General features: G+C 71.7%; 20 protein-coding genes. 18 read left to right on the top strand and 2 right to left on the bottom strand.

The features are described from left to right. Window positions 1–125: 125 nt before the first annotated feature. The 13 genes from ACK586_RS20295 (at window position 126) to ACK586_RS20235 (ending at window position 9,808) form a co-directional block, all read left to right on the top strand. Window positions 126–833, top strand: coding sequence for a hypothetical protein (locus ACK586_RS20295; protein WP_409332321.1), 708 nt, complete (start codon window positions 126–128; stop codon window positions 831–833). 73 nt (window positions 834–906) lie between these two features. Beyond that, complete coding sequence (locus ACK586_RS20290; protein ID WP_409332320.1) at window positions 907–2,403, top strand: YHS domain-containing protein; 1,497 nt, start codon at window positions 907–909, stop codon at window positions 2,401–2,403. A 15-nt stretch (window positions 2,404–2,418) separates the two neighbouring features. Further along, a complete protein-coding gene (locus tag ACK586_RS20285; protein ID WP_409332319.1) occupies window positions 2,419–2,673 on the top strand; it encodes a toluene-4-monooxygenase system B family protein in 255 nt (84 codons plus the stop codon). 8 nt (window positions 2,674–2,681) lie between these two features. Next, on the top strand, window positions 2,682–2,990 hold the full coding sequence (locus ACK586_RS20280; protein ID WP_409332318.1) for an MmoB/DmpM family protein: 309 nt from the start codon (window positions 2,682–2,684) through the stop codon (window positions 2,988–2,990). Next, window positions 2,987–3,979 carry an aromatic/alkene monooxygenase hydroxylase subunit beta gene (locus tag ACK586_RS20275; RefSeq protein WP_409332317.1) on the top strand — a complete coding sequence of 331 codons (993 nt, stop codon included), beginning with the start codon at window positions 2,987–2,989 and terminating at the stop codon, window positions 3,977–3,979. The genes ACK586_RS20280 and ACK586_RS20275 overlap by 4 nt, the downstream gene beginning before the upstream one ends. Before the next feature lie 2 nt (window positions 3,980–3,981). After that, on the top strand, window positions 3,982–4,998 hold the full coding sequence (locus tag ACK586_RS20270; protein ID WP_409332316.1) for a 2Fe-2S iron-sulfur cluster-binding protein: 1,017 nt from the start codon (window positions 3,982–3,984) through the stop codon (window positions 4,996–4,998). 15 nt (window positions 4,999–5,013) lie between these two features. Further along, the gene (locus ACK586_RS20265) at window positions 5,014–5,349 is read left to right on the top strand and encodes a monooxygenase system ferredoxin subunit (RefSeq protein ID WP_409332315.1); all 336 of its coding nucleotides are present in this window, start codon (window positions 5,014–5,016) and stop codon (window positions 5,347–5,349) included. A gap of 14 nt (window positions 5,350–5,363) precedes the next feature. Continuing rightward, window positions 5,364–5,573 (top strand): tautomerase family protein, encoded by a 210-nt coding sequence (locus ACK586_RS20260; RefSeq protein ID WP_409332314.1) that lies wholly within the window; start codon window positions 5,364–5,366, stop codon window positions 5,571–5,573. Window positions 5,574–5,610: 37 nt separating this feature from the next. Beyond that, on the top strand, window positions 5,611–6,327 hold the full coding sequence (locus tag ACK586_RS20255) for a 5-oxoprolinase subunit PxpA (RefSeq protein WP_409332313.1): 717 nt from the start codon (window positions 5,611–5,613) through the stop codon (window positions 6,325–6,327). A gap of 24 nt (window positions 6,328–6,351) precedes the next feature. Beyond that, a complete protein-coding gene (locus ACK586_RS20250) occupies window positions 6,352–6,597 on the top strand; it encodes an acetyl-CoA carboxylase (protein ID WP_409332312.1) in 246 nt (81 codons plus the stop codon). Then, window positions 6,597–7,970, top strand: coding sequence for an acetyl-CoA carboxylase biotin carboxylase subunit (locus ACK586_RS20245; protein ID WP_409332311.1), 1,374 nt, complete (start codon window positions 6,597–6,599; stop codon window positions 7,968–7,970). Before ACK586_RS20250 ends, ACK586_RS20245 begins: the two co-directional genes overlap by 1 nt. Further along, window positions 7,963–8,847, top strand: a complete 885-nt coding sequence (locus ACK586_RS20240) for a 5-oxoprolinase subunit B family protein (RefSeq protein WP_409332310.1) — start codon at window positions 7,963–7,965, stop codon at window positions 8,845–8,847. The genes ACK586_RS20245 and ACK586_RS20240 overlap by 8 nt, the downstream gene beginning before the upstream one ends. Next, window positions 8,837–9,808, top strand: a complete 972-nt coding sequence (locus ACK586_RS20235; RefSeq protein ID WP_409332309.1) for a 5-oxoprolinase subunit C family protein — start codon at window positions 8,837–8,839, stop codon at window positions 9,806–9,808. The genes ACK586_RS20240 and ACK586_RS20235 overlap by 11 nt, the downstream gene beginning before the upstream one ends. A 72-nt stretch (window positions 9,809–9,880) precedes the next feature. Here the strand turns inward: ACK586_RS20235 and ACK586_RS20230 are convergent, their stop codons facing one another. Both ACK586_RS20230 and ACK586_RS20225 read right to left on the bottom strand, forming a co-directional pair. Continuing rightward, complete coding sequence (locus ACK586_RS20230) at window positions 9,881–10,879, bottom strand: 5-oxoprolinase subunit C family protein (RefSeq protein WP_409332308.1); 999 nt, start codon at window positions 10,877–10,879, stop codon at window positions 9,881–9,883. Next, complete coding sequence (locus tag ACK586_RS20225) at window positions 10,876–11,844, bottom strand: 5-oxoprolinase subunit B family protein (protein WP_409332307.1); 969 nt, start codon at window positions 11,842–11,844, stop codon at window positions 10,876–10,878. Before ACK586_RS20225 ends, ACK586_RS20230 begins: the two co-directional genes overlap by 4 nt. A gap of 187 nt (window positions 11,845–12,031) precedes the next feature. Between ACK586_RS20225 and ACK586_RS20220 the strand changes: the two genes are divergently transcribed. The 5 genes from ACK586_RS20220 (at window position 12,032) to ACK586_RS20200 (ending at window position 17,363) form a co-directional block, all read left to right on the top strand. Then, the gene (locus ACK586_RS20220) at window positions 12,032–13,165 is read left to right on the top strand and encodes a PucR family transcriptional regulator (RefSeq protein ID WP_409332306.1); all 1,134 of its coding nucleotides are present in this window, start codon (window positions 12,032–12,034) and stop codon (window positions 13,163–13,165) included. A 230-nt stretch (window positions 13,166–13,395) separates the two neighbouring features. Beyond that, window positions 13,396–13,527: a hypothetical protein gene (locus tag ACK586_RS20215; protein WP_409332305.1), complete on the top strand. Its 132-nt coding sequence runs from the start codon at window positions 13,396–13,398 to the stop codon at window positions 13,525–13,527. Between the two features lie 103 nt (window positions 13,528–13,630). Further along, window positions 13,631–14,272: a hypothetical protein gene (locus tag ACK586_RS20210; RefSeq protein WP_409332304.1), complete on the top strand. Its 642-nt coding sequence runs from the start codon at window positions 13,631–13,633 to the stop codon at window positions 14,270–14,272. Window positions 14,273–14,421: 149 nt separating this feature from the next. Continuing rightward, window positions 14,422–15,723, top strand: a complete 1,302-nt coding sequence (locus ACK586_RS20205; RefSeq protein ID WP_409332303.1) for an exonuclease domain-containing protein — start codon at window positions 14,422–14,424, stop codon at window positions 15,721–15,723. Next, window positions 15,720–17,363: a nuclease-related domain-containing DEAD/DEAH box helicase gene (locus ACK586_RS20200; RefSeq protein WP_409332302.1), complete on the top strand. Its 1,644-nt coding sequence runs from the start codon at window positions 15,720–15,722 to the stop codon at window positions 17,361–17,363. Before ACK586_RS20205 ends, ACK586_RS20200 begins: the two co-directional genes overlap by 4 nt. Window positions 17,364–17,553 lie beyond the last annotated feature (190 nt).

The following is a 17,553-nucleotide window of genomic DNA, read 5'->3' as shown; positions in this document are numbered from 1 at the left end:
GCTCCGCGTACTACGCCGGACTGCGCACTGGCTCGGACAACTTGTCCAAGCCGGACACTTACCCGAGTGACGCCGGTCACTCCAGAGTCTCCATCACCAGCAGCTGCCCTGACCAGGAGACGCCCATGACCAGCGCTCTGCACGCCCCGCAGCTCATCGCCAACGCGCGCATGCTGTACCTCGTCTGGCTCCCCCGCGACGTGGACGCCGTGAAGAAGCTCGTCCCCGAGGGTCTGACGGCGACCGACAGCGGCGCCTGCTACATGAACCAGTACATCGTCGACGACGCCGCCCAGACCTCGAACGGGGCCGAGCCGGCGGACTCCTTCGGCGCGTACTCGCTCACCTACCTCGGCGTCGACCTCGCCGGGCTGGACACGGAGGCGGGCGTCCCCGGCCGCTGGTGGACGCACTACTACAACAGCTCCGAGCCGATGGCCCGCTACGCGCTGGAGCGTGGCGTCCCGGCGTCGTCCGGTCGCACGACGCTCGAACTCAGCGATGGCACGCTGGTGGCCACCACCTACCTCGACGACGCCCCGGTGATCCGGACGACCGCCCGCGTGAACGCCGACACCACCGTCCGGTCCACCGGGCAGCTCCGCTACATCACCCGGGTCGACGACGAGTTCACGAGCGGCCGCTATCCCTTCGTCGCCGACCTGGCCGGCCAGTTCGAGGTCACGGAACTGGAGTTCCTCGACCCCAACCACCCGACCTACGCGTTCGCGCCGGCCGACCCGCTCACCGTCACGTTCGGCTTCTACTCGCCCAGCATCACCTTCTGCTACCCGGGCGGCGAGGGGCCCCTGGGGTCCCGGCACGGCAGCTGAGCACCAAGGGGCCGGCGCCGGCCGGCCCCGGACGACATCACCGCCGACATCCCGTCCGACAGGAGACGACGACATGGCCCTTCTCGATCGAAGCGTCTGGTACGACCTGGCGCGCACCACCGAATGGACGCCCTCCTACGTGGAGCAGGACGAACTCTTCCCGCCGGAGATGAGCGGGGGAGAGGGGATCCCGGACCAGGTCTGGGCCACCTACGACGAGCCGTACAAGATCTCCTACCGGGAGTACGTCGACGTCCAGCGGCAGAAGGACTCCGGGGCGTACTCGGTGCAGGCGGCGCTCGAGCGCGTCGACCTCTACAAGAACGCCGACCCCGGCTGGGTGAGCATCCTCAAGGAGCACTACGCCGCGGTCGCGGTCGTCGAGTACGGCGCCTGCTTCCAGGAGGCCCGCTACGTCCGCTGGTCGAAGGCGCCGGGCATGCGCAACATGGCCACCTTCGGCATGCTCGACGAGCTCCGGCACAGCCAGATCCAGCTGTTCTTCCCGCACGAGTACGTGAGCAAGGACCGGCAGTTCGACTGGTCGCACGAGGCGATGTCCACCAACAACTGGGTCGCTCTCGGTGCGCGGCACTTCTTCGACGACGCCCTGATGACCCGCGACGCGGTCGCCACCTCGATCTTCGCGAACTTCGCCTTCGAGACCGGGTTCACCAACCTGCAGTTCATCGGCCTGTCGGGCGACGCCGCGAACGCCGGCGACCACACCTTCGCCAAGCTCATCCAGAGCATCCAGTCCGACGAGGCGCGGCACGCCCAGCTGGGCACCCCGCTGCTGCAGATGCTGATCGAGAACGGCCAGAAGGAGAAGGCGCAGAACTACATCGACGTCGCCTTCTGGCGCTCCTACCGCCTCTTCACGATCCTCTCCGGCATCCCGATGGACTACTACGTGCCGCTGGACGTTCGCGAGTCCTCGTTCAAGGAGTTCATGCAGGAGTGGATCGTCGACCAGTTCATCAAGTCGATCGAGGACCTGGGCCTGGCCAAGCCCTGGTACTGGGACATCTTCATCGCCGACCTCGACGAGCACCACCACGGCCAGCAGCTGGGTACGTACTCGTGGCGACCGACGCTGTGGTGGAACCCGGCGGCCGGGGTCAGCCCCGAGGAACGTGACTGGCTCGAGGAGAAGTACCCCGGCTGGAACGACACGTTCGGCAAGGTCTGGGACGTCATGATCGACAACTTCGCGAACGGGCGCATGGACCGGACCGTGCCCGGCACCCTGCCGATCATCTGCAACGTCTCGCAGCTGCCCATCGTCGGCACCCCGGGCCGGACCCTCAAGGACACCTCGCTCGTCTTCGAGGGGCGCAAGTACCACTTCGCGTCCGAGGTCGACAAGTGGATCTTCGAGCAGGACCCGGAGCGGTACAAGCACCACAAGAACCTCATCGACCGCTTCCTCGGCGGCGAGATCGCGCCGGCCGACCTCGGGGGCGTCCTCGAGTACATGGGCATCGGCGTGGTCAGCCCCGGTGGCGACGACGCGCACGGCTACCGGTGGGTCGACGCCTACCGCCCGGCGCTGGCGCCGGCCGTCTGAGGGAGGGCCGGACCGATGGCACTGTTCCCCATCTCGTCGCACTTCCACGGCGACTTCGTCCTCAAGCTGGTCCCGGTCGACACCGAGAACACGATGGACGAGGTGGCGGCCGCGGCCGCGGCGCACTCGGTCGGCATCCACGTCCCCGACCAGCCCGGCAGGACCATCCGCGCCCGCAAGCAGGGCGCCGACGAACCGTTCCCGCGTGACATGACCCTGGCGCAGGCCGGCCTGGAGCCGACCGACACCGTCGAGTTCTACTTCGAGTGAGGCCATCCATGCCCATCACAGATCCCGTCGGCCCCGTCGTCCAGGCCGGCGACCTGGCCAAGGCCGTGGCGGCCGCGGCCGTCGTCGACAACCCGGGGCGGGAGGTCGAGGTCCGCGACCGCGGTGCCTACGTCCGCATCGAGGTCGGCGGCGGGGAGTGCGTCCTGCGCCGGCCCACCATCGAGGCCGAGCTCGGCCGGCCGTTCCGCATGCGGGACCTCGAGGTCAGCATGCCCTCGTTCGTCGGCCGCATCGACACCGGTACCGACCAGATCCGCTTCTACCTCCACACCACCCCGGCCGAGGTGACGTCATGACCGAGGCGCTCAAGCCGCTCAAGACCTGGAGCCACCTCGCCGGGCGGCGCCGCCGCCCGAGCGAGTACGAGATCGTCTCCACCAACCTGCTCTGGCACATGCGTGACCAGGGGCAGCCCTGGGACGTCGCGCAGACCGGGCCGATGGCCGACTGGTACCGCCGGTACCGCAACGGGAGCCCGGTCACCCATCCGGACTGGGACGCGTTCCGCGACCCCGACGAGCTGGTCTACCGCACCTACAACATCCTCCAGGACGGGCAGGAGTCCTACGTCGAGGGACTGCTCGACCAGCACGACGAGGAGCAGCACGACAAGGGACTGTCCGCGGAGTGGGTCGCGAGCCTCGCCCGCCTCTACACCCCCGGCCGGTACCTGCTGCACACCCTGCAGATGGGCAGCGCCTACCTCGTGCACATGGCGCCGGCCAGCACGATCGCCAACTGCGCCGCCTTCCAGACGGCCGACGCCCTGCGCTGGCTCTCGCACACCGCCTACCGCACGGCGGAGCTGGCGCGGTCCCACCCGTCCAGCGGCTTCGGCTCCGCGGAACGCGAGCGGTGGGAGAACCTCCCGGCGTGGCAGGGCTTCCGGCGCCTCATGGAGAAGGTGCTGGTCACCCACGACTGGGCGGAGGCGTTCGTGGCGCTGGACCTCGTCGCCAAGCCCGCGATCGACGAGGCGTTCTTCCGGCAGCAGAGCGTCAGCGCGCGCCGCCAGGGCGACACCCTGTTCGCGCTGATGGCCGAGGCGGCACTGCGCGACAGCGAACGGTCGCGCCGATGGTCGTCCGAGCTGGTCCGGTTCATGCACGACGTGCCGGACAACGCCGCCGTGCTGCAGGGCTGGGTGGAGAAGTGGACACCGCTGGCCCACGAGGCGATCGAGGGGTTCTGCGCCGAGCTGCCGGACGCCCCAGAGGCCGCCACCTCGGCCATCGCGGCGACCGGGAGGTTCCACTCCGAGCTGCAGACCCTGCTGGACGCCTGATCATGGCGAGGGCCGCATCGTCGCTCCCGATCCGGGTCCCGGACCGGGACACGGAGTTCGCCTGCGACGCGGGGGACACCGTCCTGCGCGCCGCACTCCGCTCGGGGTTCGACCTCGCCTACGAGTGCAACAGCGGCGGCTGCGGCTCCTGCAAGATCATGGTCACCGAGGGTCAGGTGACCGACCTCGGCCGGCCGACCCCGGGGCTCACCGACCGGGACCGGCGCAAGGGCCGGGTCCTCGCCTGCCAGACCGTCCCCGTGACGCCGTGCTCGATCACCGCGCCGGTGGTCGAGCACGGCCGGGACGTCCCCCGCCCGCGGCGGATGGAGGGGCGGCTGGTGGCGCGGCGGCTCCTCACCTCCGACATGGTGGAGGTCGGCGTCGACCTGGCGGAGGCGGCGGATTTCCGGCCGGGCCAGTACGCGATGCTCGCCGTCGACGGCCGGCAGGACCGGGCCTACTCCATGGCGAACCTGCCCGGGACCACCCGCTGGGACTTCCACGTCAAGCGGGTGCCGGGCGGAACGCTGTCCAACCGGATCGCCGACCTCGCGGTCGGTGACCCCGTGCGGGTGGACGGGCCGTACGGGCTCGCCCACTTCCGGTCCACGGGGCGCGACGTCGTCTGCATCGCCGGCGGTTCGGGGCTGGCACCGGCCGTGAGCGTGGCCCGGGCGCTGGCCGCGGCGCCGGACGCGCACGCACGCCGACTCCTCTTCTTCTACGGCGGCCGCACCGCCGCCGACCTGTGCGCCGAGGCGTTCGTCGACGAGTGCCGGCCGGCGCTGAAGGAGGTGGAGTTCCACCAGGCACTTTCCGCCGCGGACGACGACGTCGGCTGGACCGGCGGGCGGGGCTTCGTCCACGACCTCGTCGCGGCGACCTCGTTGCCGGACCTCGACGACCTCGACTTCTACGTCGCCGGACCGCCGCCCATGACCGATGCGGTCGTCCGGTTGCTCGTGATCGGCATGCAGGTCCCCACCAGCCGGGTCCACTACGACCGCTTCTTCTGAACCCAGGAGCCCTTCGTGTCCTTCGAACGCGTCTGCAGTCTCGACGACCTGTGGGAAGGGGAGATGGAGTCCTTCACCGTCGACGGCCAGGACATCCTGGTCGCCTGCCTCGACGGCGGCGAGGTCGTCGCGACGCAGGCGATCTGCCCGCACCAGGAGACCGAACTCGTCGAGGGCGAGCTCGCCAAGACCGTCCTCACCTGCCGGTTGCACCTCTGGCAGTTCGACCTGACGACCTGCAAGGGCATCAACCCGACCCACGCGGAGCTGGCGCGCTACCCCGTCAAGGTCGAGGACGACGTCGTCTACGTCGACCCCCACGGCGACACCCCGAGACACGCCCACCCCTAGCCAAGGAGCGCACCGTGCCCTTCGTCCGCATCGACTGGTTCCCGGGCCGCACCCTCGAGCAGAAGCGCGAGCTCGCGGAAGTCCTCACCCGCGAGATCTCGCGGATCGCCGACTGCAAGCCCGAGACGATCAACTTCATCTTCACCGAAGTGGGCCGCGAGGACTGGGGGCGCAACGGCTTCCTGTTCTGCGACGCGTACGAGTACGAGAACGACCCCGCCTGACCCATCGGTACCCCTCCCCGCGAGCAGGAGCACGCACATGGTCACCATCAACTCCGACATGGGCGAGTCCTTCGGGATCCACTCGTTCGGCAACGACCCCCAGCTGGTCGAGCTCATCGACACCGCCAACGTCGCCTGCGGCTTCCACGCCGGTGACCCCAGCGGGATCCGCGAGACGGTGCAGCTGGCCGCGGGTGCCGGCATCACGATCGGCGCGCACCCCGGGCTGCAGGACCTCGTCGGCTTCGGCCGGCGCGAGATGAAGCTCGAACCCCAGGAGGTCACCGACCTGGTCCGCTACCAGGTCGGCGCGCTCGTCGGCTTCCTGCACGCCGAGGGGCTGTCGCTGAGCCACATCAAGCCGCACGGCTCCCTGTACGGCATGGCGGCCCGCGACGACGCGCTGATGGACGGCGTCTGCGACGTCGCGGTGCAGTACGAGGTGCCGGTCTTCGGCATGGCCGGGACGGCGCACGAGCGGGTGGCCACCAAGCGCGGTGTGCCGTTCGTGGCCGAGTTCTACGTGGACCTCGGCTACCGGGCCGACGGCAGCCTCATCATCCTGCGCCGGCCGCGCGCCACCCCACCGGACGAGGCGGCCCGCCGCGCCGAGACGGCTCTCAAGGAGGGCGTGGCGATCGCCGACACCGGCGAGCGGTTCCCCATCCGGGTGGAGAGCATCTGCGTCCACTCGGACACGCCCAACGCCGTCGAGATCGCCACCGTCGTGCGCAAGACCGTCGAGTCGATCTAGCTCCGAGCCGAGGAGGCCCGTCGTATGAACGAGCACGTCGTCCAGTCGCCGCTGCCGGGGGTCTTCTACCGGCGGCCGTCCCCGGACAACCCGCCCTTCGTGGAGGAGGGAGGTGCGGTCAGCGCGGGGCAGACCATCGGCCTGGTCGAGATCATGAAGCAGTTCGCCGAGGTCAAGTCGGAGGTCGACGGGACCCTGCGCCGCTTCGAGGTGACCGACAACGGAACGGTCGACCCCGGTGATCCGATCGCCACCATCGAGGTGACCTGATGGTCCGCAGGCTGCTCGTGGCCAATCGCGGCGAGATCGCCGTGCGCATCATCCGGGCAGCACGTGAACTCGGCGTCCGCACGATCGCCGTCTACAGCGACGCCGACGCGGAGGCCGTGCACGTCCGGCTCGCCGACGAGGCGGTGCACATCGGCCCGGCACAGGCGTCGCGGAGCTACCTCGACACCGGCGCGGTGCTGGCCGCGGTGCGCTCGTCCGGCGCGGACTCCGTCCACCCCGGGTACGGGTTCCTCTCGGAACGTGCCGAGTTCGCCGAGGGGGTCCTCGAGTCGGGCGCCGCCTGGGTCGGTCCCTCCCCGCAGGCCATCCGCTCCATGGGGGACAAGGCCGAGGCCCGGCGCAGTGCCCAGGAGGCAGGGGTACCGATCGTCCCGGGCACCGACGGCCCGGTGGCCTCGGCCGCCGACGCGGTCGCCGCCGCCGAGGCCGTCGGGTTCCCCGTGGCGATCAAGGCGTCCGCCGGCGGAGGTGGGCGCGGCATCCGGATCGTCGGATCCCGCGACGACCTGGCTGGTGCGGTGGCGGCCGCGCAGGCCGAGGCGCGGGCGGCGTTCGGCAGTGACGAGGTCTATCTCGAACGCTTCGTGCCCCGAGCGCGCCACATCGAGGTCCAGGTGTTCGGGGACGGCGAGAACTTCGTGCACGTCGGGGTGCGCGAGTGCTCGATGCAGCGTCGTCGGCAGAAGATGATCGAGGAGGCGGGGGCGGCGACGCTCCCCGCCGCGATCGCCGCCGAGATGGAGACAGCCGCGGTGGCCCTCGCCGAGTCGGTGAAGTACACCGGCGCCGGCACCGTCGAGTTCCTCTACGACGAGGCGTCCGGGGAGTTCTTCTTCATCGAGATGAACACGCGCATCCAGGTGGAGCACCCGGTCACCGAGATGATCAGCGGCCTGGACCTCGTGCAGGAACAGCTGCGGATCGCCTTCGGTGAGCGGCTGTCCTTCACGCAGGACGACGTGGTGCTGCGCGGGCACGCGCTCGAGGTGCGGATCAACGCAGAGAACCCCGACCGCGACTTCCTGCCCAGCCCGGGGACGGTGACCCACCTGCAGCCGCCCGGCGGACCGTTCGTGCGCTTCGACTCCGGCTTCACCGCCGGTTCGACCGTCCCGCCGTACTACGACTCCCTGCTCGCCAAGCTCGTCGTCTGGGCCGGGGACCGCGGGCGGGCGGTGGAACGGATGTTGCGCGCCCTCGACGAACTGCAGCTCGAGGGTCTGGCCACCACGGCCGGCTTCGTCCGGCGGCTGGTGGACACGCCGGAGTTCCGCGCGGGCGAGTACCACACGACGTTCCTGGAGCAGTGGATGCAGACCGACCGAGCCGAGGCAGGTGTCGCACATGTCTGAGGGCAGTCGCTACTCGTGGGGGGCCGACGAGCATCTCGTCGTCCAGATCGACGAGGCCATGAGCCTGACGGCGAACTTCCGGGCGATGGCGATGAGCAGCCGTCTCGCCGAACGGGCGCTGCCCGGGGTCACCGACATCTGCCCGGCCAACGCCTCGCTGCTCATCCGGTTCGACCCCGACGTGCTCCCCCCGGACCGGCTCCAACCCGTGGTGGAGGCGATCGAGGAGGAGGTGCTCGCCGCCCCGTCGCTGCACCTGCCGACCCGGATCGTGGAGATCCCGGTCTGGTACAACGACGCCTACACCAACCAGGTCGGCAAGAAGTTCCGCGACCGGCACCAGCGCCCCCAGGGCAACGACGTCGACTACGCCGTCGAACAGACCGGGGCCGGCTCGGTCGAGGCGTTCGTCAAGCAGCACAGCGAGTCGCCGTGGCTGGTGTCCATGGTCGGCTTCGTCGCCGGACTGCCCTTCATGTTCCAGATGGTGGAGCGCTCCCGGCAGATCGAGCTGCCGAAGTACCTGCGGCCGCGGACCGAGACGCCGGCGCTCACCGTCGGGCACGGCGGCTGCTTCGCCTGCATCTACTCGGTGAAGGGCGCCGGCGGCTACCAGATGTTCGGCATCACCCCGGTGCCCATCTACGACCCGCAGCAACAGCACGCGATCTTCGCGTCGTCCATGGTGCTGTTCCGGCCCGGGGACATCGTCAAGTTCAGGCCCATCGACGAGGAGGAGTACACCGAGACCCGCGCCCGGGTCGAGGACGGCAGCTACACCTACCGGATGGCCGACGTCGACTTCGTCCTCGACGACTTCCTCGCAGCGCCGGACGCCTACAACCACACCCTGCTGGGAGCCCTCGATGCCCGTTGACGTCAGAGAACCCGGACTCGCCACGACGGTTCAGGACCTCGGTCGCCCGGGCCAGTACAACGTCGGCATCCCACCCTCGGGGGCCCTGGACCTGGGGTCGGCGCGGATGGCCAACATGCTCGTCGGCAACCCCGAGGACGCCGCGGTGCTGGAGGCGCCGTACATGGCACCGACGCTCGGGTTCACGGAGCCCACGGTCGTCGCGGTGACCGGCGCGGACCTCGAACCCAGGCTCAACGGGGTGTCCGTCCCGACCTGGCAGTCGTTCGAGGTGCAGGCCGGGGACGAGCTGTCCTTCGGGTACCTCCGGTCCGGGGCGCGGGTGTACATCGCCGCGGCCGGTGGCTTCGACGTGCCGCACGTGCTCGGCAGCCGGTCCACGTACGCGCTCGGTGCGCTCGGCGGGCACGAGGGGCGGGCGCTCCGAGCCGGGGACGTCCTGCCCCTCGGCGCCGAGCGGCGCGGGGCCGCCGGACGTGCCGTGCCGGCCGATCTCGTCCCGGTCTTCTCCCGGGAGGTCGAGCTCCGCGTCGTGCTGGGCCTGTACGACTACCGGCTCAGCGGGCAGGGCCGCGAGGTGCTGCTGTCGGCCGACTGGGCGCTCACCCCGGTCGCGGACCGGACCGGCTTCCGGTACTCCGGGGCGACACTGGAGTTCGTCGAGCGGACCCAGCCGTTCGGGGCGGGGTCGGACCCGTCGAACATCGTGGACGCCGGCTACCCGATCGGCTCCATCCAGGTTCCCGGGGGCGTCGAGCCGATCATCCTGCACCGCGACGCGGTCTCCGGCGGCGGCTACGCGATGGTGGGCACCGTGATCAGCTCCGATCTCGACCTCGTCGCGCAGTGCTCCCCGGGCACGAGGACGCGATTCGTCCCGGTGACCCTCGAGCAGGCGCTCGCCGCTCGTGCGGAGAAGCACCGTTATCTGGAGAAGGTCCGCCGGGCCGTCGCCGCCTGACCGCGGGAGGGGGCCGGCGCACCCGGCCCTCTCCCGTGCCCCACCGGGCCGGTCGTCGGCGCCCCGGTGGCCTCAGGTCTCCGGCGCCAGCCGCTCGTGCGCAAGCGCGAAGTCCACCCGCTCGCCCAGCGCCAACGCCTCCTCGTAGCCGACCTCGCGGAACACGAGGCTGTCACGACCGGGACGGATCTGGCCGAACTTCCACCGGGCGCAGTGCGGCACGGTCGCCACCACCGCGAACCCGCCGGACGTGTTGCCCTCCGGCCCCAGCACGGTGAGCACGTCGCTCGTGGCGAGGACGGCGCCCAGCGGGTACATGCTGTCGAGCACGTTCGACGGGTGGCCACCGGCCACCCCGCCGTCCGGCCGGCTCCACCGGAAGCGGAACGGCTCCAGCCGGGTGGCCACCCGATCCGAGTTCAGATCCACCCGCCACTGCCGCGAGGTGAGCTCCTCCCAGTCCCGCGGGGTCAGGAAGTCGGGGACCGAGTGCGGGCCGCGCAGCACCTCGATCTCCCAGGGCAGGCCGAACACCGGGCGCAGCGCGGTGGGGAAGACCCGGGTCGGCGCCGGCCCGGACGGAGCGGGGACGGCGGAGAGGACGTCGCCGCGCAGGAGCGCACGGCCCTGGACGCCGCCGATGCCCCCGATGAGGTGCGTCGACGTGGAGCCCTGCACCACCGGCACGTCGAGCCCGCCGGCGAACGCCACGTACATCCGGAAACCGGGGCCGTCGCCCTCCCGGCAGGAGACGATGTCCCCGGCCGCGACGTCCACCGTCGCCCAGGTCGGCACGGCCTCGCCGTTGACGCAGACGACAGCCGACTCCGGCCCGCAGAAGGCCAGGCGGGTGCGCCGGCTCATACCCATCTCGAACCGGATCATGGGGATCTCGAGCGCCGCGGCCCCTGCCGGGTTGCCGACCAGCACGTTGGCCGCGCGCGCGGAGTAGTGGTCCGCCGGTCCGGCGGGGAAGTAGCCGCGGGAGGTCATCCCGATGCGGCCCGGCCACGACTGCACCGTGGTCTCCAGGCCCGGGTCGATGACCTCGGCGGCGACCGCACCGCTCACGGAACGTCCACGGTGCCGGCCGCGGTGCTGCGCAGCTCGCGCACCAGCGACGCGCGGTCGGCGAGGTGCTGGCACTCGGCCAGGTAGCCGGCGACGTCGAACTCCGCGGTCTCCACCTGATAGCGGTACGTGCCCTCCAGGGCCTGCCGGCGCAGCGCGAGCAGCTCCGGTTCGGTCACCCGCTCGAACCGGACCCGATCGGCGACGCGGAAGAGGATGGGGTCGTCGGCGAACACGTCGGCGCGCCGCCACGGGTCGAGGATCGGCAGCGTCCGTCCGAACAGCTGGTAGCTGCCCGGCGCCTCCACCGGGTAGATGACGACGCACGGCCCGCCGATCGCCACCGAACCCTCGGGGGTCCACATCCGCGCCGGGTTGTACTTGGGGACCGAGATCTGGCTCAGCGGGTCCATGGAGAACAGCGACGGCAGGCCGGGGAAGTAGCCGACGAACGCGTTCCACCAGGTGGCCCGGAGGAACGTCTCGTAGAAGGCCTCACGGTGGGCGAAGCCGTTGCAGCGGACGAGGTAGTCGATGTTGTCGCCGGGGGAGACGTTCGGGGCGTCGCTGCGGGTGGTGATCCGATAGCGGTGGACCGCCTCGCGCGACATCTCGTCGTCGAAGGCGATCGGCAGCGTGATGAGCCGGCTGGGGATGCGCAGTGCCGCCAGGCCGACCGCGGCCTCGATCCGCTCCGACACGTCGGCGATCACCTGGCTGCGGCCGATCCGGTCCGGCTGGAACGTGACCATGAGGCTGCGGAAGCCGGGGGCGGCCTCGATCAGCCCGGGGAGCGGGTGCCTGTCGAGTTCCCGCAGGACCGCCTGCACGTGGAAGTTGTGGCGCAGGTCCAGCTCCATCTCGCCGAATTCGATGAGCACCTGGCCGTCCCCGGCCTGCCGGTAGGTGACGGCCGGGTGCCGGGAGGTCGCCGGCATGACGTCGAGAACCGGTGTACCGGTCACTGCAGCCTCCTGCGCCGGCGGCGAGCGGGACGGACACAGTGTCGCGGCGGAGACGGCGCCGTCCGCATCCGCGCTCTGTACAACATCGTTCCGAAGGATTGTCCTGAGCGGGCACATCCGATTGTGTCGGTGCACGGGCAGGGTGTACTGCCACCGGCGGTGCGGCACGTCACGCGGAGGGAGCCCGATGGACGCTGCGCCCGAGACGATCGCCAGCGCACACGGACAGTTGGTTCGCTCGAGCCTGCAGGTGAACGGCCCGCGGGGCATCGCCGAGTGCATCAAGTCGACGCTGCGGTGCTGGGTGCTGGTCCTCGACGGCGAGGGCGCCCTGCAGGCGAACGTCCCGGAGAGCGCCCGCATCCACGCACCGCGCGTCCGCACGGAGCTTCCCCGGTTCACTGCGCCCTCGCACCTGGGCAGCATCAGCCTCGCCAGCCCGACCGAGGTCATCATGCTGCGGCCCGTGGTCGCCGCCGGACGCACCCGCGCCTTCCTGGCCATCGGCCGGGCAACTCCGCTCGACCCGGTCGAGATGTCCCTGTTCGACACCTCGACCCTGCTGCTCGCCGCCGAGCTGACTCGGGCGGACGAGGCACGCACCATGGTCCGCAAGGGACGGCACGCGGTGCTCAACCTGCTCCTCGAGGGCCAGCCCGAGGCGGCGCAGTCCGTGGCCGACGTGCTCGACGTCCCCTGCCCCCGTGGTCCGGTCCGGGTGGCGCTGCTCGGCGCGCCGCGGGAGTACGGCCCGGAGCTCATCGACACCACCGAGAACGACCGCGGGCTGCGGCGCCTGGCGACCGTCATCTCCGAGGACCGCCCGGGACGGGTGGTGGTGGTCCTCCCCACTGCGGAGGGAGACCTGCGGACCCTCGAGGCGGTCCTGCAGCGCGTCCCGCACAGCCACGGCACCGTCAGCGACTCGATCCCGATCGCCGAACTCCCCGGCGCCTGGCGGCGCGTGAACACGGTCTTCCAGCTGTCCGCCCGGCAGACCGGCAAGCTGCTGCTCGCGAAGGACATCGCCGACGCCGGGCTGCTGCGCCACCTGGCCGGTGACGACGTCCGTGCGTGGGCCCAGGCGGCGCTGGCCCCGATCCTGGCGCTCGACGAGGGGTCGAAGGTCGACTTCCTCCACACGCTGAGGGTCCTCCTCGCGCACAACGGCCAGTCCGATGCGTCCGCCACCGAGCTCGACATCCACCGGCACACGCTGCGCTACCGGATGGGGCGCATCGCCGAGGCGCTCGGCCGGGACCTCGACGACGTCACGGTGCGCGCCGAACTGTGGTTCGCCATGCAGCTCAACCCCAGATGACGCCGACCGGCCTCGAGCCCGACGGGCCAGCCGCCGCAGCGCCGAGGTGAAGCTGACGTTCCACGGGTCGAGGCGCGGCCAGCGCTCGACGACGTTCGCCGTCGCTCCTCGACCGGGGATCCCCTGCTCGCGAACCAGGTAGCCGCGTAGCACCAGCCCTGACGGAACGCGCCGCGCACCTCAACGAGGATGCGTACGCGATCGACCACCTGGCGGTCAGCGCCGAGCTCGTGGACGGTGACGACGTCGCCGACGTCCACCGCCCGCAGTGGAACGGGGCCCACCTGAGCGACCACGCCGCTTGCACCGCGGAGATCCGCCTGGCCGCGCCGCTGGCCGAGGAGCGCGCCGGGCTGGGGTGACCCGATCCGGTGAACCGACCGGACGCCGTTCCGGTTCCTGTCGGTGGCCACTGCCACCCTCCGCTTCCGCCGTCACGGGGACGGCAGCGGCACGGGGAGCGGGATGAGCGGTTCGGTGGGGATCCAGCCCGGGCGGGTGTGCCCGGAGTGCGGTCGCGAGGAGTCCGTCCCGATCGTGTGGGGGCTGCCGGCGGGCGACCTGTTCGAGCTCGCCGAGCGCGGCATGGTCGTGCTGGGCGGCTGCCTGCGCGATCCCGAGGGCGACCTGGTGTTCGAGTGCCGCGCCTGCGGACTCGCCTGGGGCCGGGAGGGGGACCCGACCGCGGGGGAGCAGGCGCTGGCGACCGCGCTGGGTGTCGGCTGGCCCGAGGTGCTCCGGGCCCTCGGGGCCGGCTGGCGCCGGGAGGACCTCGGCGGGGGCGACGGGCTGCAGTGGTTCGTCAGCGGCGAGCCCGCACAGCTGGCGGTCGGCGTCGACGCCGGGGGCTTCGTCCTCGCGCCTCCTCCCGTCGGCTGGGCGCCCCAGCACGAGGTGTGGCCGCTGGACGGCAGCCGCTTCACCCGGGAGCACCTGCGGTGGTTCCCCGCCGAGGTCGTCGAGACCGCGGAGGCCATCGCCAGCCGCCGTCGCCGCTCGTTCCGCTGGTGCCGCACCTGCCGGCGTCCCGTCGCTCCGGAGACCTTCGACAGCACGGAGAGGACCTGCCTGTCCTGTCTCGAGGCGTACGAGCGGTTCTCGGAGTGACCCCGCCGGGCGCCACTGAGACTGCTGGGACGACTGAGGCCGCCTTCGATCCGAAACTCCGGCTTTTCGCTGTCGGCCGTGGCATGGTCCGCCGGACGCCGATCCAGTCGGCCGCCGCGGGGGGCGGCCGGGAGTGCGAAGGAGCCGTCGTGACGGTTGCTGTCATCGACGTGGAGACCACCGGGCTGTCGCCCCGGACCGACCGGGTCGTCGAGATCGGGGTCGTCCTGCTCGACGAGCGCGGCGAGGTCGAGGCCGAGTTCGAGACCCTGGTCAACCCCGGGCGCGACGTCGGCCCGACCCGCCTGCACGGCATCCGCGCCGGCGACGTCGTCGAGGCACCGGCCTTCTCCGACGTCGCCCCCTACCTGCGCTCCCTGCTCACCGGCCGCACCGTCGTCGCCCACAACGCGCTGTTCGACCTGCGCTTCCTCGCCCGCGAGTTCGCCCGTGCGGGGCTGCCCGCCGAGCTGCCGCCCACGCTGTGCACCATGCGGCTGGCGCCGCTGTTCTTCGGCCCGGGCACCCGGTCGCTGCAGGCGCTGTGCGGGTTCGTCGACATCCCGCTAAACCACGGGCACGCCGCGCTGCACGACGCCCGCGCCACCGCCGAGCTGATGCTGCACATGCTCTCCTCGCAGCTGGGCGAGGGGTCGCTGGCCGGCGCCGGGATCCGGGTGCAGTTCGCCGCCGACGGCAGCTACCAGGGGTTCGAGGCGCTCGCGCACTCCTGGCCGCAGCTGGTCGAGGCGGCGCGGGTGATGGCGGCCGAACCGTGCGCCCCCTGCCGGACGCTGCCCCGCGACGCCGCCACGGCCGCCGTCCGGCAGCGCGACGGCTACCTGGCCGGCCTCGTCGCCGCCCTGCCCGCGCTCGACGACGCCCCGCCGAGCATCGCGCCGTACCTCACCGTGCTCGACCAGGTGCTGGAGGACCGGCTGGTCAGCGTGCCCGAGGCCGACCAGCTCATGTCGCTGGCAACGGAGCTCGGCTGCGGCCGCGACCACGTGCTGACCGCGCACCGGCTCTACCTGGAGGCGCTGGCCACGGCCGCGTACGCCGACGGCGTCGTCACCGACGACGAGCGCGCCGACCTCGACCGGGTCGCCGTCCTGCTCGGCATGACGGAGAAGGACGTCGACCTCGCGCTGACCGCCGTCCGCAGCGGCGCGCAGGTGTCCGTGCCGCGGCGCGAAGCAGCCGCCCTCCTGCCGGGCACGAAGATCGTCTTCACCGGGGCGATGAGCCGCGGCCGCGACGAGCTCGAGCGGGCGGCCCGCGACGCCGGGCTCGTCCCGATGGCCTCGGTCTCCAAGCAGACCGGCGTCCTGGTCTGCGCCGATCCGCACTCGCAGTCGGGCAAGGCGACCAAGGCCCGCGCCCTCGGCGTCCGGGTGGTCAGCGAGGCGGTGTTCTGGGACGCGCTGTCCGGCGCGAGGACGCCTGCGTGACCGCCCGGCTCTACCCGGACGACCCGCGGTTCGGATCGGACGCCGAGCGGCGGCTCGTCGCGACGCTGCGCGAGCAGCTGCCCGACGACGCCGTCCTGTTCGCCAACCTACGGTTCAGCGACCGGTCCCAGGACCGGGAGGCCGACCTCGTCGTCGCCTGGCCCGGCGTCGGGATCGCCGTCGTCGAGGTGAAGGGCGGCAGCGTCTCGCTGGACCGCGGCGAGTGGCGGCAACGGAACGACGGCGTCGACGAGGTGATCCACCCCGTCGACCAGGCCGTGGCCTGCAAGTACCTGCTCTGCGAGTACCTGGCCGACCACCCGCGCTGGACGGCGGGCCGCCAGCGCACCGCGCACCTCGTCGCGCTGCCGGCGACCACGCTGCCGTCGTCCTTCCGAGCGCCCGGCCTCGCCCGTTGGATGGCGATCGACGCCACCGACGTCCCGCACGCCGCCGCCCGGATCCGGACGGCGCTGCAGACGGTGCGGGACGAGCCCGACCCGCCGAACCCTCAGGACGTGGAGGATCTCGTCGACTGCCTGGCCGGTGCGGCCATCCCGCAGCAGCACCTGCTGGCCGAGCTGGCCGAGCGCGAGGCCGCCTGCGACCTGCTCACCCGGGACCAGGCGAAGGTCCTGGACTACCTCAAGGCGTTCCCGCGGGTGGAGATCCAGGGCGGCGCGGGCTCGGGCAAGACCTGGCTGGCGGTGGAGAAGGCCCGCAGGCTGGCCGCCGAGGGACAGCGGGTGGCGCTGATGTGCTACTCGCGCGGGCTGGCCGAGTTCCTCCGGCGCCGGGTCGACGACCTGCCCAAGCGGCAGCGGCCCGACTACGTCGGCACCTTCCACTACCTCGGCATCGGCTGGGGCGTGCGCGCGGGATCCGACGACGACAGCGCGTACTGGGAGGAGTTCCTCCCCTCCCGCATGGTCTCGCTCGCCGCGGACCTGCCCGAGGAACGCAGGTTCGATGCCATCGTCATCGACGAGGGGCAGGACTTCGCGCAGAGCTGGTGGGACGCCGTCCTCGCGGCGCTGCGCAACCCCGGCCACGGCTCCCTCTATGTCTTCTCGGACGAGGGCCAGCGCATCTTCGCGCGTCAGGGCCGGCCCACCGTCGACCTCCTGTCGATCCCGCTCCACGAGAACCTGCGCAACACCAAGCAGATCGCCGGCACGTTCTCCAGCCTCGCGCCGGAGCGGATGACGGTGCGCGGGCGGTCCGGGCTGCCGGTCCGGTTCGTCCCCGCCGCGCCCGCGGACGCGGTCGGTGCGGCCGACGACGTCGCCGACGCCCTGCTCGACGAGGGGTGGCCGCCGCAGTCGATCGCCCTGCTGACGACCCACCACCGGCACCCGGTCCAGGTCGAGCGGCAGTCCGAGGGGCAGGACGCCTACTGGGCCACCTACTGGCAGGACGACGACCTCTTCTACGGGCACGTCCTCGGCTTCAAGGGCCTCGAGCGGCCGGCCGTCGTCCTCGCCGTCAACGGCTTCCGGGACGAGGCATGGGCCCGCGAGATGCTCTACGTCGGCCTGTCACGGGCCCGAGACCTGCTGGTGGTCTGCGGGGACCTCGAACTGATCCGCCGCGTCGGTGGCGAAGGGGTCGTCCGGCGGCTCACCGGGGCGGGCGGGTGACCTCGTGGCCGCGGCTCGGCGGCAGCGCACTTACCTGATGGCGCTGATGCCACGTCACTAATCGACTACACCGACCGGGGATGTCTAATGGGGCTCTTCACGATCGAGGGTGTAGTCGGGTCCTGAATCCGCCGGTCTCCAGCAGGCTCCTGGCGATGTAGTTGGTGAGGTTTCGGAAGCCGAGCGCGGA

Origin of the sequence: Trujillonella humicola (assembly GCF_046233715.1) — a bacterium.
GTDB lineage: Bacteria > Actinomycetota > Actinomycetes > Mycobacteriales > Geodermatophilaceae > Trujillonella > Trujillonella humicola.
Note: the sequence above shows the minus strand (reverse complement) of the source record. Positions and strands in the feature narration are given on the sequence as shown.

Coding starts and splice junctions, on each gene's coding strand:
- ACK586_RS20295 (WP_409332321.1), top strand. CDS start 126: ATGACCAGCGCTCTGCACGCCCCGCAGCTCATCGCCAACGCGCGCATG.
- ACK586_RS20290 (WP_409332320.1), top strand. CDS start 907: ATGGCCCTTCTCGATCGAAGCGTCTGGTACGACCTGGCGCGCACCACC.
- ACK586_RS20285 (WP_409332319.1), top strand. CDS start 2,419: ATGGCACTGTTCCCCATCTCGTCGCACTTCCACGGCGACTTCGTCCTC.
- ACK586_RS20280 (WP_409332318.1), top strand. CDS start 2,682: ATGCCCATCACAGATCCCGTCGGCCCCGTCGTCCAGGCCGGCGACCTG.
- ACK586_RS20275 (WP_409332317.1), top strand. CDS start 2,987: ATGACCGAGGCGCTCAAGCCGCTCAAGACCTGGAGCCACCTCGCCGGG.
- ACK586_RS20270 (WP_409332316.1), top strand. CDS start 3,982: ATGGCGAGGGCCGCATCGTCGCTCCCGATCCGGGTCCCGGACCGGGAC.
- ACK586_RS20255 (WP_409332313.1), top strand. CDS start 5,611: ATGGTCACCATCAACTCCGACATGGGCGAGTCCTTCGGGATCCACTCG.
- ACK586_RS20250 (WP_409332312.1), top strand. CDS start 6,352: ATGAACGAGCACGTCGTCCAGTCGCCGCTGCCGGGGGTCTTCTACCGG.
- ACK586_RS20245 (WP_409332311.1), top strand. CDS start 6,597: ATGGTCCGCAGGCTGCTCGTGGCCAATCGCGGCGAGATCGCCGTGCGC.
- ACK586_RS20240 (WP_409332310.1), top strand. CDS start 7,963: ATGTCTGAGGGCAGTCGCTACTCGTGGGGGGCCGACGAGCATCTCGTC.
- ACK586_RS20235 (WP_409332309.1), top strand. CDS start 8,837: ATGCCCGTTGACGTCAGAGAACCCGGACTCGCCACGACGGTTCAGGAC.
- ACK586_RS20220 (WP_409332306.1), top strand. CDS start 12,032: ATGGACGCTGCGCCCGAGACGATCGCCAGCGCACACGGACAGTTGGTT.
- ACK586_RS20210 (WP_409332304.1), top strand. CDS start 13,631: ATGAGCGGTTCGGTGGGGATCCAGCCCGGGCGGGTGTGCCCGGAGTGC.